14 protein-coding genes are annotated in these 16,346 nt (G+C 71.9%); 4 read left to right on the plus strand and 10 right to left on the minus strand.

What is annotated here, in order from left to right:
- Window positions 1–274: 274 nt before the first annotated feature.
- From FHX44_RS05915 to FHX44_RS05925, 3 genes are read right to left on the minus strand one after another with little or no spacing between them, the layout of a single operon-like run.
- Window positions 275–1,276 carry an LLM class flavin-dependent oxidoreductase gene (locus FHX44_RS05915; protein WP_246170233.1) on the minus strand — a complete coding sequence of 334 codons (1,002 nt, stop codon included), beginning with the start codon at window positions 1,274–1,276 and terminating at the stop codon, window positions 275–277.
- Between the two features lie 17 nt (window positions 1,277–1,293).
- The gene (locus tag FHX44_RS05920; RefSeq protein ID WP_147254535.1) at window positions 1,294–2,205 is read right to left on the minus strand and encodes an SMP-30/gluconolactonase/LRE family protein; all 912 of its coding nucleotides are present in this window, start codon (window positions 2,203–2,205) and stop codon (window positions 1,294–1,296) included.
- A gap of 57 nt (window positions 2,206–2,262) precedes the next feature.
- Window positions 2,263–3,615 carry an MFS transporter gene (locus tag FHX44_RS05925; protein WP_147254536.1) on the minus strand — a complete coding sequence of 451 codons (1,353 nt, stop codon included), beginning with the start codon at window positions 3,613–3,615 and terminating at the stop codon, window positions 2,263–2,265.
- 196 nt (window positions 3,616–3,811) lie between these two features.
- Here FHX44_RS05925 and FHX44_RS05930 point away from each other — a divergent pair, with 196 nt between their 5' ends.
- A complete protein-coding gene (locus tag FHX44_RS05930) occupies window positions 3,812–4,432 on the plus strand; it encodes a TetR/AcrR family transcriptional regulator (protein WP_147254537.1) in 621 nt (206 codons plus the stop codon).
- A gap of 49 nt (window positions 4,433–4,481) precedes the next feature.
- On the opposite strand, the gene FHX44_RS05935 is transcribed toward FHX44_RS05930, so the two are convergent.
- The gene (locus FHX44_RS05935; protein ID WP_147254538.1) at window positions 4,482–5,354 is read right to left on the minus strand and encodes a helix-turn-helix domain-containing protein; all 873 of its coding nucleotides are present in this window, start codon (window positions 5,352–5,354) and stop codon (window positions 4,482–4,484) included.
- 103 nt (window positions 5,355–5,457) lie between these two features.
- Here FHX44_RS05935 and FHX44_RS05940 point away from each other — a divergent pair, with 103 nt between their 5' ends.
- Window positions 5,458–6,969: an MFS transporter gene (locus FHX44_RS05940; protein WP_147254539.1), complete on the plus strand. Its 1,512-nt coding sequence runs from the start codon at window positions 5,458–5,460 to the stop codon at window positions 6,967–6,969.
- A 26-nt stretch (window positions 6,970–6,995) separates the two neighbouring features.
- Here the strand turns inward: FHX44_RS05940 and FHX44_RS05945 are convergent, their stop codons facing one another.
- On the minus strand, window positions 6,996–7,475 hold the full coding sequence (locus tag FHX44_RS05945) for an Lrp/AsnC family transcriptional regulator (protein WP_246170234.1): 480 nt from the start codon (window positions 7,473–7,475) through the stop codon (window positions 6,996–6,998).
- Window positions 7,476–7,602: 127 nt separating this feature from the next.
- On the opposite strand from FHX44_RS05945, the gene FHX44_RS05950 reads away from it, so the two are divergent.
- Window positions 7,603–9,921 (plus strand): transketolase-like TK C-terminal-containing protein, encoded by a 2,319-nt coding sequence (locus tag FHX44_RS05950; protein WP_147254541.1) that lies wholly within the window; start codon window positions 7,603–7,605, stop codon window positions 9,919–9,921.
- Window positions 9,922–10,006: 85 nt separating this feature from the next.
- Here the strand turns inward: FHX44_RS05950 and FHX44_RS05955 are convergent, their stop codons facing one another.
- Window positions 10,007–10,363, minus strand: coding sequence for a PaaX family transcriptional regulator C-terminal domain-containing protein (locus FHX44_RS05955; protein ID WP_342792470.1), 357 nt, complete (start codon window positions 10,361–10,363; stop codon window positions 10,007–10,009).
- A gap of 29 nt (window positions 10,364–10,392) precedes the next feature.
- Between FHX44_RS05955 and FHX44_RS05960 the strand changes: the two genes are divergently transcribed.
- A complete protein-coding gene (locus FHX44_RS05960) occupies window positions 10,393–10,869 on the plus strand; it encodes a hypothetical protein (protein ID WP_147254542.1) in 477 nt (158 codons plus the stop codon).
- Window positions 10,870–10,985: 116 nt separating this feature from the next.
- Here the strand turns inward: FHX44_RS05960 and FHX44_RS05965 are convergent, their stop codons facing one another.
- From FHX44_RS05965 to FHX44_RS05980, 4 genes are read right to left on the minus strand one after another with little or no spacing between them, the layout of a single operon-like run.
- Window positions 10,986–12,143 carry a mandelate racemase/muconate lactonizing enzyme family protein gene (locus FHX44_RS05965; RefSeq protein ID WP_147254543.1) on the minus strand — a complete coding sequence of 386 codons (1,158 nt, stop codon included), beginning with the start codon at window positions 12,141–12,143 and terminating at the stop codon, window positions 10,986–10,988.
- A gap of 10 nt (window positions 12,144–12,153) precedes the next feature.
- A complete protein-coding gene (locus tag FHX44_RS05970; RefSeq protein WP_147254544.1) occupies window positions 12,154–14,454 on the minus strand; it encodes a glycosyl hydrolase family 95 catalytic domain-containing protein in 2,301 nt (766 codons plus the stop codon).
- The gene (locus FHX44_RS05975) at window positions 14,451–15,374 is read right to left on the minus strand and encodes a carbohydrate ABC transporter permease (protein WP_147254545.1); all 924 of its coding nucleotides are present in this window, start codon (window positions 15,372–15,374) and stop codon (window positions 14,451–14,453) included. Before FHX44_RS05975 ends, FHX44_RS05970 begins: the two co-directional genes overlap by 4 nt.
- A gap of 2 nt (window positions 15,375–15,376) precedes the next feature.
- Entirely contained in the window at window positions 15,377–16,327 is a 951-nt protein-coding gene (locus tag FHX44_RS05980; RefSeq protein WP_147254546.1) for a carbohydrate ABC transporter permease, read from the minus strand.
- Window positions 16,328–16,346: the final 19 nt, after the last annotated feature.

Genomic DNA, 16,346 nt, shown 5'->3' on the forward strand with positions numbered 1-16,346 from the left:
CTTCGACACCCCGGTGCCCGGCGGGTCGCAGAACGAGCCCGGATTCACCGTCCCCGCCGACGATCCCCCGCGGGAGTCCTCGTCGTCGTCGCTCTCGGCGGCCGGCTCCGGGTCCGGCTCGTCCTGGGGCTCAGGCTCTGGTGCGGACGCCTGCCGCGGCACAGCAGCGCGAGGCGTCGGCGCGGGGGTCGTGGGCGCGCGGCCGCGCGCGTGCGGATGCGGATCCCTCCGGCCTTCGCCCGGACCCAGCGGCGTGCTCGCCCTCACCCCCGGGTCAGCCGCTCGCGGCGTCCAGGAACCTCTCGAGCTCGGCGCGGATGTCGGGGCCGCAGGGCTGGTAGACGATCTCGGTGACGCCCCGGGCGGCGGCCTCGTCCAGGCGGCGCCGGATCTGGTCACGCGTGCCGCTCATGGTGACGTCCTGCAGTGTCGCGTGACCGCCTGCGTCCCACGCCGCCTGATCGGCCTCGCTGAGCTCCACGCAGTGTCCGGAGTGCACCGCGAGGTGCCGCTGCTCCCCCGCGGTCCGCTCCACCACGTCCATCCACTCATCGCCGCCGGGGAGCGCCCGCACGGCGGTGGGGCCACCGAACTCGTAGGCGCCGTGGTAGGCGAGGGCCCATCCGGGACCCGCGGCGAGCCGCGCGTGGTCGGAGTCGGTGGCCTCGCCCTCGTCGAGCACGGTGCCCCACACGAGGTAGGGCACCCAGGAGTACTCGCTCGCGAAGGAGGGGAGCTGGAGGGTCACGTAGAGGCCGTCCCCGAGGCGCTTGGCCACCTCGTGTCCCTTCGGCCCCAGTGCTCCGATCAGGATGGGGACCTCGACCGGTCGGGCGGGGGCGTGCCCGTCGGGGTGCAGCATCCGCATGCGGGCGCCCTCCCACTCGACGACCTCGCCCTGCAGGAGCCCGCGGTAGGCGCGGATGTAGGACTCCATGTACGCCCAGGTGATCGCGCCGTAGCCCATGGCGCGGCGGCCCGTGAACCCGGTGCCGAAGGAGATGGCGACCCGGCCGGGCGCCAGCGCGGCGAGAGTGGCGGTGGCGGCGGCGTTGACCATCGGGTGGCGCAGGCTCGGGACCAGCACCCCCGGCCCGAGCCCGATCCGCTCGGTCCGCTCGGCGGCCAGCGCGAGCGTCATCCACACGTCGGGGCTCTGCTGGGGCGTGTCGTAGACCCACGCACGCGCGTACCCGAGCTGCTCGGCCAGCGCGATGTTGTCCGGGGAGTCCAGGGCTGTCGGGAACGCGCAGGACACCTCCACGGGGCCCTCCATTTCGCTCGTCGGACGGGTCACGGCAGACCCGCGTGCGGGACGTCGACGTCGACGGCCAGCAGCTGGGCCTCACGGACCGGCCTTCGTTCGTGCTCGGGGAAGGAGGGAGCGGCGCACAGGTAGAGGGTGCGGCCGTCGTCGCCGCCGAGCATGCAGGCGAACACCCCGGTCCCGGCCGGGATCTCCTCCTGGATCTCGCCACCCTCCCGGACCCGGAGGACGCGGTTGTGGAGTGCGTCGGCCACCCAGATCGACCCCTCGGTGTCCGCGCAGATGCCGTCGGGGGCCACCTCGAGCTGTGCGACGGCCTCGCCGACGTCCTCGGTCTGCGGCGTCTCGCCGAACTGCGCCCACACGCGCCGGCCACTCAGCTCGCCGTCGTCGCCGATGTCGAACGCGGTGAGCCTGCCGGCGAACGTCTCCGCGACGACCAGCACCCGGCCGGGCAGGATCACCATGCCGTTGGGGAAGCCGAGGTCCTCGGCCACGGTGGTGACGGTGCCGTCGAGGTCGACCCGGGTGAGCGTCGTGTAGCGCAAGGGGGCCCCGCCCATGAGGTCGAAGCCGAAGTTGCCCACGTACGCGCGTCCGCGGTCGTCCACGAGCATGTCGTTCAGGACCCCGGCGACCGCGCCGGACAAGTCGGCGTGCTCCTCCAGCCGCCCAGACCCGTCCCGGACGAGGACGCGGTGGTCGCGCATCGACACGATCAGCGCCCGCCCGTCGGGGAGGAACCCGAGCCCGGACGGCTGGCCGGGCACCTCCGCCACGACCTCGCTGCCGCCCCGGCCGTCGGTGGCCACCACCTGGTTCGTGTAGAAGTCCGACAGCCACAGCCGACCGTCGTGCCATCGCGGGCACTCGAGGTAGGAGTACCCCTCGAGCACGACCCGCGGCTGCCGCGTCGACACCTGTCCTTGCGTCGTCATCGATGACCTCGTCTCCCCGTACGTCGTTGTCGGTGGTGCGAAAGGCGGGATCGAGGGTCAGGACGACTGGGCGGGCGCCTGCAGGCGCGTGCCCACCGGTTTCGCTCCCGTCCTCTCCCGTTCCCCGTCGCGGCGGATGATCAACCCCAGCAGCGGCACCAGCGCGAGGCCGATCAGGGACGCGACGGCGATCGTGTAGTACGGCGCCATCAGGCTGCCGGTGGCGTCCTCGATGAGGCCGTAGGCGAAGGGGCCGACGAACCCACCGATGATCCCGATCATGTTGATGAAGGCGAGGCCGGCCGCCGCCATGAGACCCGACATCCGCGACATGGCCACAACCCAGAACAACGGCAGGGTGCCCAGGGCGAAGAAGTTGGCGACGTAGATCAGGCTCACGCTCAACCCCACGCTCGTAGAGAGGATGAAGGTCACCAGGATCAGCAGGCCGGCGCCTGCGCACACGCCGATGAGGGTGATCTCGCGGCCGATGCGCCGTTGGAGCCACGGGAAGAGCAGCACTCCCGCCAGCCCGGCGATCCCGCCGCCACCGGCGACGACGCCGATGAGGAAGGGACTCTGGATCCCGAGCGACTGCACCAGTGCCGGGAAGTTGAAGCCGATGCCCGAGCTGATCGCCTGGTTGATGAAGTAGATCGCGGCCAGGACGATCACGACCGGGCGCCCGAACGCGAATCGGAGGTTCCCGCGCAGGTGCGTCCGCGTCGGGGCCTCCGGTCCCACCGCCCGCTCCGTGAGAGCGGCGGCCTCCTCCTGCGTGAGCCACGTGGCCTCGGCGGGGCGTCCGGGCAGGAGGAACCAGACGAGCACCCCGACGAGGATCGTGACGAGCCCCTCGACGAGGAACATCCACTGCCACCCGTGCAGGCCGCCGACGCCGTCCAGCTCCATCAGCGCCCCGCCCATGGGGGAGCCGATGAAGATCGCGATGCACGGTGCGGTGTAGATCAGGCCGACCACCGTGCCGCGGTGCTTCTGCGAGAACCACAGCGTGACCATGTACATCATGGCCGGGAACAGGCCCGCCTCTGCGGCGCCGAGGAGCAGGCGCAGGACGTAGAACGACAGCTCGTCCTGCACGAACATCATCGCGGCGGAGACCGCACCCCACGTCACGGCGATCCGGGTGATCCACAGCCGTGCGCCGATCCGGTAGAGGACGAGGTTGCTCGGCACCTCGAGCAGGGCGTAGCTCACGAAGAACAGGCCTGCACCCAGTCCGTACGCGGCCGCGCTGAGCCCGATGTCGGCCTCGAGGGCCGTCTTCGCGAGGGCGACGTTGGTCCGGTCGACGTAGGACATGAAGTACGTGACGCCGAGTACCGGCAGCAGCCGCGCCATGGCCTTCTTCGTCGCGAGTTCGTGCAGCAGGTCTGTCGCGCTCGTCATCCGTGGCTCCGGCTTCGACGTCGATGTGGATCCGGGGGCGCATCGCCAGGCGTCCGCTGGGGCGGCGTAACCGCAGTTACGGCCTCTCACCAGCGATACTACCCAGTATCACGGTAGGCTGGGGCGTCACGGAGTGTCAACTACCGCCGCCGGGGCGTGCGAGGATGCCCCCGGTGCGGGCAGCGAGGAGGAGCCGGTGAGCACGAGCCCCGAGGTCGAGGCCGGCGCACGGAGCAGGATCCTCGACGCCGCGGCGGAGTCGTTCATGCGCAGTGGGTTCGCCGCCACCACGATCGACGACATCGCCCACGAGGTGGGGGCCACGAAAGGCCTGGTCTACTACCACTTCCGGTCGAAGTTCGACATCTTCCTCGCCGTGTACGGCGAGGGCATGCGTCGCGTCCGGGAACGGGTCGAGCCGCACGTCGAGGGCCCCGGCGCCGGTCGTGATCGGCTCGTCGCCATGTCGATCGCCCACCTGCTCAACCTGATGGAGGACGTCGCGTACCACCACGTCGTCCACCAGGCGGTGCGCGGCGAGGCGTCGCCCGCGCTCAAGGCGCGCCAGCGCGACGCGCTGCTGGACCTGAACCGGCTCCGCAAGGACTACGAGCAGATGTTCCACGGCGTCGTGACCGCCGGGATCGAGGACGGCTCCCTGCGCAGGGTGGACGCCGCCCTCGCCACGAGGACGCTGCTGAGCAACCTCAACGCCGTCGACATGTGGTACCGCCGGATCGAGGGCCAGACCGGCGACGAGCTGCGCGACCTGGCCGGGCGGATCGTCGACCTGCTCATCGGCGGCCTCTCCCGCTGAGCGCAGGCCCGGCTGACCGCGCCCGATCGGTTCGGTCGAGCCGCCGGGCTCAGTGCGATCGAACGGGGTCCGGTTCCCTGTCCCGGCGGGTCTCGTGCGCCAGGATCCGCAGGGCGTCGGCCGAGCCGGGGTCGTTCGGGGTGTAGATCTCGAGCCGGTGGTCGGGGCTGTCGGGCTGGAGCCAGACCTGGTAGGAGACGTTCGCGGCGCCGACGGTGGGATGCTGCAGCTCCATGATGCCGACGGTGCAGTCGGCCACCTCCCCGCTGGCCCACATCGTCGCGAACTCGTCGCTGCGCATCGTGAGCTCGCCGATGAGCTCGGCCAGTAGCGCGTCCGTGGGATAGCGACCCGCGGTGAGCCGCAGGTAGGCGACGTGGGCGCGGGCGACCTCGTCCCAGTTGCGGTGCAGGTCGCGCGTGAGCGGATCGAGGAAGAACATCCTCGGGAGGGACGGGCGGCGCGCCGGGTCCTGCGGCGCGTCGAAGGCGATGTGCTCGGCCTTGAGCGCATGACCGGCCCGGTTCCAGGCCAGCACGTCGGCACGCCGCCCGAGCACGATCGCAGGCGTGGAGTCGCCGAGGGATTCCAGCAGCGCGAGGACGCGCGGGTGGGGTTCCTCGTGGGGCGGCTCGGACAGGCCGCGGTTGGCGGGCTGCCGCGCGAGGTTGTGCAGGTGCACGGTCTCGATCTCATCCAGCTGCAGGACCCGCGCGAGCGCGTCGAGGACCTGCGCGGAGGCGGTCTCGGCCTGCCCCTGCTCCAGACGCGTGTAGTACCCCGCACTCACCCCCGCGAGCTGTGCGAGCTCCTCACGGCGCAGGCCGGGGACGCGGCGCGCGGTCCCGTAGGTGCGCAGGCCGACCGCCGCAGGCGTGACGCGGTCACGACGGCTCTTCAGGAAGGCTCCGAGGCTCTCCACGAGATCGAGGCTATGCCGCACCGCCCACCGGTGGGTGCACCTGCTGGGTCTACCCACAGCACGGGGATGGCTGCCGACCGTGCCGTGCCGCAGCGTCGCCGGCATGCCTCGACAGCACACTCACGACTCTCCGGGCCCGCGGGCGTGGCTCGGACTCCTGGTGATCCTCGGGCCCGTACTGCTGGTCTCCATGGACGGGTCGATCCTGTTCCTGGCCATGCCCCGGATCAGCCAGGCCCTCGCACCGACGGCCGACCAGGCCCTGTGGATCCTGGACGTCTACGGCTTCGCCGTCGGTTCGCTGCTGATCGCATTCGGCAACATCGGCGACCGGTACGGCAGGCTGCGGTTGCTCATGATCGGCGCCGCCGTCTTCGGCGTCGGCTCGGCGGCAGCGGCGTTCGCGTCCGACCCGCAGCTCCTGATCGCCGCTCGGGCGCTGACGGGGGTGGCCGGCGCGACGCTCCTGCCGTCGGCGCTGGCCGTGTTGAGCGAGCTCTTCGCCGATCCGCGGCGCCGGGCGCAGGCCATCGGGATCTTCGCCGCGACGTTCGCCGCCGGGTTCGCCATCGGCCCCGTCCTCGGTGGCGTCCTGCTGGAACGGTTCTGGTGGGGATCGGTCTTCCTGATCAACCTTCCCGTCATCGCCGTGTTCCTGCTCTTCGCGCCGATCCTGCTGCGCGAGGTGCGCCTGACCCGTCCCGGTCGCGTCGACGGCCTCAGCGTCGTGACCTCCGCCGCCGGCCTCCTGCTCACGATCTACGGTCTCAAGCACGCCGCCGCGGAAGGCCTGTCGGTGCTCGCGATCGTCGTGGGTGTCGCGGGCCTGGTCCTGCTGGCGTGGTTCGTCCGGCGCCAGCGCCGGCTCGAGCACCCGCTGATGGAGTTCTCGCTCTTCCGCGACCGCGTGTTCACGGTGGTGATCATCACCGGTCTGCTGCCGTTGGCCGCGTGGTCGGCGGCGGCGTACCTGTCCGGTGTCCACCTCCAGTCGGTGCTCGCCCTGCCGGTGCTGCACGCGGCGCTCCTCGCGCTTCCCGGCGCGGTGGTGCTCACCACCACCTGCGTCGTCACGCCGGTCGTGGTCGACCGCATCGGCAAGCGGACCGCCCTCGTCGTCTGCCACTTCTCCATCGCGGCGGGCCTGCTGCTCCTGCTGGCGGTGTCGACCACCGGCGGGATCGGCTGGTACATCGCGTCCACGGCCGTGGCGGGCGTCGGCTACGGCATCTCCTTCTCCCTCGTCGCCGACACGGCCGTCCGCGCCGTCCCCGCCGAACGGGCCGGCTCGGCCAGCGCGATCGCGGAGACCAGCAACGAGATCGGCAACGCCCTCGGCATCGCACTCCTCGGCTCGCTCGCCGCCCTCGTCTTCCGGCTCCAGGGGCCCGACCTCGCCCCCACCCTCGACGGAACGCTCCAGCTCCCGGGCCTCACGCCTGCGGTCGCGGAGGACGCGAAGTCCGCCTTCGTCACCGGGCTGCACGCGGTCGCCGGGGTGGCCGGCCTGCTGCACGTGGCCCTCGGTGTACTCGCCCTCCGCTGGATCCCCAGACGGGTGCCGGACGCCGCGGTCGACGACGCGACGGATCGAGCAGGGAGCGCGACCCGATGACGCGTGGAGCCAGAGGGACGCACGCGTCACGAAGCGACGATGCGCTCCAGCAAGGGCGCCACCCGGTGCTCCACAAGGGTGCGCATCACGAGCGAGGTCGTCGTGCGCTCGACGCCGTCCGTGGCGAGCAGCTGGCCGGCGATCCGGTACAGGTCATCGGCGTCCCGGGCGGCCACCCGCACCAGCAGGTCGGCCGGACCGGAGAGCCCGAGCACCTCGAGCACCTCGGGCACCTCGCGCAGGGCAGCGGCGACGTCGGCGAGCATGCGCTGGGTGACCTGCACCGTGACGAACGCGGCGAGCGGATAGCCGAGCGCGGCCGGGTCGATGCGCCGCTCGAAGGAGGCGAGCACGCCCCGCGCCTCGAGGGCGGCCAGCCGCGCCTGCACGGTGTTGCGCGAGAGCCCGACCCGCTCCGCGAGCGCCAACACGGTGGCCCGCGGGGACTCGGCCAACGCGAGCAGCAGCCGCGCGTCGGTGTCGTCGACGGTGCCCGGATCGCGCACTGTGCCTCGTCCCCTTCCCCGCGACATCCCCGTGATTGAGCATTCTGATCAACGAAATCCGCATAGCTTGCGCAGGTCGCTCCACGGTGCTGCCATGTGAGGGCATCTTGGCACAAAGGGAGCGGCGATGACGACCACGGCAACGCGGCCCGACGGGACCGGGCATCCCCTGGAGGTGCTGCAGGCGATCGAGCGGCGGGTGCTGTGGCTCGCGACGTCGATCGTCCACCACGCCAACCGGGTTCGGCCCAACCCGGGCGGGCTGAAGGTCGGCGGCCACCAGGCGTCGAGCGCGTCGATGGTGACCATCATGACGGCGCTGTGGTTCGAGCACCTGCGCGCGCAGGACCGCGTCTCGGTGAAGCCGCACGCGTCGCCGGTGCTGCACGCGATCAACTACCTGCTCGGCGAGCTGGACGAGCGCTACCTGACCACACTGCGTGCGTTCGGAGGGCTGCAGAGCTACCCCTCACGAGCCAAGGACCCGTACCCCGTCGACTACTCGACGGGGTCGGTCGGGATCGGCGCCACCGCCCCGATCTGGGGCGCGCTGGCCCGCCGGTACGTCGCCTCGAAAGGGGCCGGTGCCGGGACGGGCCGCCAGTACTCCCTCGTGGGCGACGCCGAGCTGGACGAGGGCGCGTGCTGGGAGGCGATCCTCGACCCGATGGTCGGCGAGCTCGGCGAGGTCGTCTGGATCGTCGATCTGAACCGCCAGTCGCTCGACCGGGTGGTCCCGAACATCGGCGCCACCCGGCTGCAGGGCATGTTCGACGCCGCCGGCTGGCAGGTGCTCACCGTGAAGTACGGGCGGCTGCTGGAGGAGCTGTTCACCCGGCCCGGCGGGCCCGCGCTGCGCAGGCGGATCGACGAGATGTCCAACCCGGAGTACCAACGGCTGCTCCGGTGCAGCGCCCAGCAGCTGCGCGAACGGCTGCCCGGCGGGGATCCGGAGTTGGCGACGCTGGTCGGAGAGCTGGACGACGCGACGTTGCACGCCGCCGTGCGCAACCTCGGCGGTCACGACCTCGACGCCCTCGGCGACGCGCTCGAGGCGATCGACGACACCCGCCCGACGGTGATCTTCGCCTACACCGTGAAGGGCTACGGGCTGGCGACCGAGGGCCACCCGCAGAACCACTCCTCGCTGCTCACCGACGCGCAGTGGGCCCAGCTGGCCGAGCGGGTCGGCGCGTCGGTCGACGACCCGTGGGCCCGGTTCCCCGCCGGGTCGGACGAGGCGCAGGTCTGCGCGGCGGTCGCGCAGCGGCTGCGACGCGACCCGGCACCGGTTACGCCCGTGCCGCCGATCCCCGCCGACATCGGCCGCACGCCGGCCGGCACCGCGACCACCCAGGCCGCGCTCGGTCGCGTCCTGCTCGACCTCACCCGCGTGGCACCGGAGACAACGGGCCGGGTGGTCACGCTGTGCCCCGACGTCAGCTCCTCGACCAACCTCGGCGGCTGGGTGAACAAGGTCGGGGTGTGGTCGGCCCGCGAGCGGGTGGACTGGTTCGCCGACGATCCCGAGACGATCCTGCACTGGCGCGAGCGGCCCACCGGCCAGCACCTCGAGCTGGGCATCGCGGAGACGAACCTCGTCGGGCTGCTCGGCGAGCTGGGCGCCACGTGGTCGCGCTGGGGCGAGCCGCTGCTGCCCATCGGGGTGCTGTACGACCCGTTCGTCCAGCGTGCGCTGGAGCCCTGGTCGTTCGGGATCTACTCCGGCGGACAGTCGATCCTCGTCGGCACGCCGTCCGGGGTGTCGCTCGCTCCTGAGGGCGGGGCGCACCAGTCGATCACCACGCCGTCGGTCGGGCTGGAGCAGCCCGGCTGCACGAGCTACGAACCCGCGTTCGCCATCGACGTCGAGTGGACGCTCCTCGCGTCGCTCGCCCGCCTCGGCCGCCCCGACGGCACGTCGGCCTACCTGCGGCTGTCCACCCGACCCGTCGACCAGAGCCTCGCCGCGGTGCCCACCGATCCCGCCGCCCGGGAACGGCGGCGCCGGCAGGTGGTGGCCGGGGCCTACCTGCTGCGCGGCGCCGACGACGCGCCCGCGGTGACGATCGCGGCGATGGGCGCGACCGTCCCCGAGGCTCTCGCCGCGACCGACCGGCTCGCCGCCCTCGGCGTGGCCGCCGACGTCGTCTGCGTGACCAGCGCCGGACTGGTGTTCCGCGCGCTGCAGGCGCGTGCCGGGCACGGCCACGGCGACAGCTGGGTGCTGGAGGCTGCGTTCCCGGCGCGTCGCGCCGCCCCTCTGGTCACCGTGCTCGACGGGCATCCGCACACGCTGGCGTTCCTCGCGGGGATCCATCGCGTGCGTGCCGCCCACCTGGGCGTGTCGCGGTTCGGGCAGTCCGGGGACCTCGACTCGGTCCACCGCCACCATGGGCTCGACACCGACACCATCATCCGCGCAGCCCTCGACCTCGTCCCCTGACCGCCCGGAGCGGGAGGTCCGACGCCCGTCCGCATCGCGCCTGAGCGGCTGGACCGCAAGGGCTGATCAAGCCCGGGGGGCCGCCCTACTCCCTCGGCCGGCCGCGCCGGCGAGGCCGGCCCGCCCCCGCTGGGGCCGCCTCGGCCAGCCTGCGCGCCTCGGCGGCGCGCTCGAACGGCGTGTCGCCGCGCGGACGGCGTTCGCCGAGCTCCGCGAACAGCGCGGCGACGGTCGCGGAGTCGTGGTGGCGCGCCAGCGCCGCCAGTCCCGGGTCGGTCCGGGCGAGGATCTCGCGGAACCGCAGCTCCGCGAGCGGCCCCAGCCGGTCGTAGATCTGGACGAACACCCGCTGCGCGTGTTCGCGGGGCCAGTCCGGCGGGAGCAGCTCGGCCGGCATGTCCGGGTCGGTCTCGGGGAAGTGCCGCCAGTCGGCGTGGTGCACGCGGGCGGCTGCCCTACATCGGGCAGGCGATGAGCAGCAGGCGCCAGATCAACACGATCGCGGGCGGCAACCCGTCGTGGAATACCGGTGTCGACTACGCCGCGCAGCTCCGGGCCGCCGACCCCGCCCTACGCCGAGCCGTGCAGGCGCTGTACGCCACGGCCGGGCTCGACCTGCGGCCCGATCTCGACGCCCTGGCCGCCGCACCGCAGATCGCCGCCGACCCGGCCGCCGTCGAGCGCTTCGCGCAAGGCCTCGTGTTCGACGGCGACCTGAAGATCCCCGTGCTGACGGTCTCCAACATCGGCGACCAGATCTCGACCGTGGCCCAACAACAGTTCTACGGCGAGAACGTGCGCCGGGCGGGGAAGAACGCGCTGCTCCGCCAGACCTACGTCGAGTCGGTCGGCCACTGCGCCTTCTCCCCGGCCGAGCAGCAGGCCGCGCTGCGCGCCGTCGTCGACCGCCTACCGGCCGCTGGCCGGCCACCGACGCGCGCTCGATGAACGCCCGCGCGAACGAGCTGGGCGCCGATCCCGGTCCGCGCTACGTGCAATTCGACCCGCCGACGTTCAACCGGCCCTACCCGGGCTGAGGTGAACCCCGCCCGGGTGGTCCCGGATCAGCCGTGGAACCCGTCGTGTGCGTGGGCGCGCAGGTGGTCCATGTCGAACTCGAGCCCCAGCCCCGGACCGGGCGGGAGTTTCAACCGGCCGCCGCTGTTGTCCAACGGGGTGGTGAGGAACCGGTTGTAGCCGCTCAGGTCGTGGCGACTGGACTCGATCCGGTAGAAGTTCGGCACCGTGGCCATCACCTGCCCACCCGCCACCAGGTTGACCGGCCCGGCCGCGTCGTGCGGGGAGACCGGCACGTAGTAGGCCTCGGCCATGGTGGCGATCTTCTTCAGCTCCGAGATCCCACCGGTCCAGGTCACGTCCGGCATCACGAAATCCGCCAACCGGTTCTCCAACACCGGGACGAAGTCCCACCGGGTGTGCAGCCGTTCCCCCACCGAGATCGGCACCCGCACCCGCCCACGCACCTGCTCCAGCGCCCGGTAGCTCTCCGGCGGCACCGGCTCCTCGTACCAGTGGATGCCCCCCAGCTCGTCCAACGCCTGCCCGATCCGGATCGCGTTCGGCACGTCGAACCGGCCGTGCGCATCGATCAGCAACTCCACATCCGGCCCGGCGGCCTCCCGGATCAACGCCGTCAGCTCCATCGCCTGCCCCAGCTCGCCCCGGCTGATCCGGCCGTCGAGATAACGGTCATCGGCCAACGGCACCCCCGGCTTGTTCGGGAACGGGTCGAACTTGATACCGGTGTGCCCGGAGTCGACGATCCCGCGGATCTCCTCCACCACCCCGTCCCGGGTGCCGAACCGGCGCTGGTCGGGATGGGTGTAGATCAGCAGATCGTCCCGGACCCGCCCACCCAGCAGCTCACACACCGGCAGCCCGAGGACCTTGCCGCGGATGTCCCACAACGCGATGTCGACCGCGCTCACCACGTTGGTGCCCGCCCCGCGGCTGCCCATGTAGGTGAACGCCCGGAACACCTTGTGCCAGGTGTCCTCGATCCGCGCCGGATCGTCCCCGACGAGCAGGTCACTCGCCTGCCGCACCATCGCCGCGATCCCGCGGTTGGCCGTCGGCGTCGTCGTGGTGATCTCACCCCAACCGCTGACCCCCTCGTCGGTCCGCACCTCCACGAACAGGTACTCACCCCAGCCGGTGCCCTCTGCTCCGACCAGCCACGGAACCACCTCGGTGATCTTCATCGGGTTCTCCTCACTCGTCGTCGGCCTCCAGCGCGAACTCGACGCGAACCGGCTCGCCGGCCTCCACGTGTAGCGACTCGCCACGGCGGATCGGCCCGACGGCCCGCAGGCACCGCACCGACACCGTGACGTCGACGTCGGAACACAGGACGGCGTGCGCGGCCGATCGCTCCAGGTCCCAGGCCAGCTCGTCGATGGTGACGCGGTTCCGGCAGCGGACCCCGCGGACCCGCCCGCGTGCCCATCGCCCGGGCAGCGCGGGGAGCAGCTCGACCACCCCGGGCCGGGAGTCCACCAGCGCCTCGATGACCACGGCCGGGATCGCGTGGGCGGCATCGGCGTTGTAGACGTCCAACCCGGGGTTGTGCGAGGTCATCAGCGACCGGAACACCATGTCGTTGCCGAGGATCTTGCCGAGGTTCGCCTCGACGAGGTCCGCGTCCTTCAGCCGGGCAGCGCACAGGGCCCGGTGCAGGCTCCCGTGCGCCGAGAGGTTCTCGTCGCCGCGCAGCACCAGGGCGCGGTGCGCGGCCACGGCGAGCTCGGGCGTGCCGTCCGGGGTGATCTCGTGCAGCGGCCAGACCGGGTAGAGGTGGCTGACGTGGCGGTGGTCGTCCGGAGTGGCCAGCCCCGGCCAGGCCCATTCGGCGAGCGCGCCGCGGGCGTCCACCGCGTACTCCGGCAGCTGCTTCAGCATGGCCTGCCAGCGGCCGACGGCCGCCTCCTCGATCCCGAGCCGGGTGCACACCTCGACGGCCGCGGACAGCGCGTGCCGGGCGGCCGCGATGTCCATGGTCGCGTTCACGGCCGCCACCCCGGCGCGACCTGTCGGGCCCACCTCCGGTGAGTAGGACGGGACGAGCACCAGGGAGCCGCACTCGTCCACGCGGGTCAGGAAGTCCTCGAAGAACAGCGCCACCTCGACCAGCCACGGCGCCAGCGGATCGGCCAGGAACTCGTCGTCGCCGGTGACCTGCCAGTGCTCGAGCAGCGGGAACAGCAGCCAGTCCGCGCCCGCCACCCACATCGCCCACGGCCAGTCGGCGTCCAGGTGGAACAGGCGTCCGTGCTCGCCGTCGGTGCGGCTCGGTGCGAGCACGCCGCGCGTGCCGAACACGGCACGCGCGTTCTCCCGCCAGTCCTCGATCTGGCCCGCGATCAACCTCCGCAGGCTCTCGACCGCCTCGGGGAGTGCTCCGATGCCGGCCCCGGCCAGCTGCAGGTTCAGGTTGGCGTCGGTGGTGAAGTCCCCCGACCACGCCGCGCCCCACTCCCCGAGCCACAGCCCGGTGAGCCGCGGCGGCAGCACTCCGGTGGAACTGATCAGCAGGTACCGCCCGGCGTGGAACATGGCCTCGAGCAGCACCGGGCTCACACCCGGATCCCCACCCTGCGCCGCCAGCAGTTCCCCCACCGGCTGCGCCCGATCGGCCGGCGAGACGCCGAGGTCCAGCTCCACGCGCTCGTACACGGGCGTGTGCAGCGCGGTGTGCCTGCGCAGCAGGTGCTCGTACTCGGCCGGGAGCGCCTCCAACCGTTCCCGCAGGAGTCCCTCGTCGGGCGGTGCGTCGCCCCGGTCCAGCACCGTCAACAGCACGAGCCGGGACGCTCCGCGCACGACCACGCGGTCGCCTTCGGCGCGGACCGGCCCGTCGACCGCGACGAGCCGGGTGACGCCGGCGAACCCGTGCGCCCCGAGACCGGGTGGGTAGGTGCCCCGGATCGTGAGCAGCGCCTCTCGTGGGTCCCAGGCCTCGGCGGCGGACGCGTACCCGACGTCGGCCGGCCGCCCGGGCAGCTCGCCCGAGAGCCGCACCGCAAGGTCGAGTGCGGGCCCGGCCAGCTCGTACACCAGCACCCGGTCGGCGCGCGAGACGAAGGCCCGGCTGCGCCACCCTCCGGCGACGTCGGTCCAGGCGGCGCCCACCTCGCCGGTGCGGAAGTCGGTCTCCCTCCGGTAGTCGCGCGCCGGAGCCGGGTTCGCCCGATCGAGCTCGATCACGAATCCGGGGTGGAAGGGCTGGGTCCAGGCCAGCCGCCTCCCGTCGGAGAACGCGCGCTGTGCCGCCTCCGCCTCACCCGCGAGGACGAGGTCCCGCACCTCGTCGAGCCGCCCGGCGACGGCCGGTGGCGCCATGTCCCGCGACCCGTTCGGCAGCACCAACCGGTGGTGGTCGACGATCAGCCGCTCGGCGGCCGGGTCGCCGACCACCAGCACGCCGGTCTCCCCGTTGCCCGAGACGAACGCGTCCTCCCACCGCGCCGCGGGCGCGGTGTCGTGGATGCCGTGGCGCGGCCCGCCGGTGTTCACCCCTTGAAGGCTCCGTCCAGGATGCCCGCGACCATCCTGCGCCCGACGAGGACGAACAGCACGAGCAGCGGGAGTGTCGCCAGGAACGAACCGGACATGGCCAGGCCCAGGTCGATCGTCCGCTCGTTCTGCAGGGCTTTGATGGCGATCTGCACGGTGAACCGCTCCGGTGACTTCAGCACGATGAACGGCCACAGGAAGTCGTTCCAGGCGCTGACGAATCCGAACAGGCCGAGCACGAACGCCGCGGGCCGCACGATCGGGAAGGCGATCCGCCAGAAGATCTGCCACGTGCTCGCCCCGTCGATGCGGGCGGCCTGCATCAGCTCGTCGCTGACGGTCGAGCTGATGTGCTGGCGCATCCAGAAGATCCCGAACGCGCTCGCGAGCCCCGGGACGACCAGCGCCTGCAGGGTGTCGACCCACCCGAGCCAGGAGACGATCATGTACTGCGGGATGACCGCGAGCTGCGTCGGCACCGTCATCGTGAGCACGACGATCAGGAACAGCGTGTTGTTGCCGCGGAAGCGCAGCTTCGCGAACGCGAACCCCGCGAGCGCGCACAGCACCGCGTGCCCGACGCCGATGGATGTGGCGACGAACAGGCTGTTGAGGATCGACTGCAGGAACGGCACCGTGTCGAACACGAGCCCGGCGAGGTGGAAGAAGTTGCCGCCGGGGACGATCTCCGGTGGCATCTGGGTCGCCGTCGCCGAGTCGGTGGAGGCGACGATGAACATCCAGTACAGCGGGAAGAGGCAGAGGAAGGCGGCGCCGCCCAGCAGCAGGTAGTTCCACCACCTGACGCGCCCGAGCCGGCCCCGGTGGCGACCGGGTTCCGGAGGTGCCCCGGTGAACGCCGCACCGACCGACGCCCCGGTCACCACGTCGGCCGCCGTCCCGCTCGTCGTCGGCTCCATCGTCATCGCTCCGCCCTGATCCGGCTCGACAGCAGGTAGTTGATGATGGCCGCCACGATCACCATCACGAACAGCGCGACGCCGATCGCCGAGCCGTAGCCGAACTCGTACTGGCCGAAGCCCTGCTCGTAGAGGAACAGCGACAGCGTCTGGCACTGGCGCACGGGCCCGCAGGTCAGGACACCTCCCGAGATCAGCAGCGGTTCGGTGAAGACCTGCAGCCCGCCGATCGTCGACGTCACGACGGTGAAGATGATCACCGGTCGCAGCGACGGGATCGTGATGTGGACGAACTGCTTCCACCCGCCGGCCCCGTCGATCGACGCCGCCTCGTACACGTCACGCGGAACCGCCTGCAGCGAGGCGAGGTACAGCAGCGTCGTGTAGCCGAACCAGCGCCAGGCCACCATGACGGCGATCAGCAGGTGGCTCCCCCAGGTCGTCTGGACGAAGTCGAACGGTCCGACCCCGAGGAAGCCGAGCAGCCAGTTGAGCAACCCGTAGTTCCGATCGAACAGCTGCGCGAACACGATGACGGTGGCCGCGACCGACGTGATGTAGGGCACCAGCATCGACATGCGGAAGAACAGCGCGAACCGCAACCGGGCGTGGTTGAGCACGTGCGCCAGCAGGAGCGCCAACGCCAACTGCGGGATCGTCGACAGCAACCAGATGCTGACCGTGTTGGCCGTGGCGTTCCAGAACCGCGGGTCGGCCAGCATGCGCGTGAAGTTGTCCAGCCCGATGAAGGTCTGGTCGCCGATCGGGTTCCAGTCGAACAGCGCGACGTAGAAGGTGAACAGGAACGGCAGGAGCCCGAAGATCCCGAAGAGCACGAAGAACGGTGCGACGTAGGCGTACGGGGTCAGGCTCTCCACGAAGGGGAGCCGCCCCCGGGTCCTGCCGGTGCCCACCGGCGCCGGGATCTGCCTGCTGGGCAGCGTGGCGGTCATGCGTCGTCGCCTCGCCGTG

The organism is Pseudonocardia hierapolitana (genome assembly GCF_007994075.1).
GTDB classification, from domain to species: domain Bacteria; phylum Actinomycetota; class Actinomycetes; order Mycobacteriales; family Pseudonocardiaceae; genus Pseudonocardia; species Pseudonocardia hierapolitana.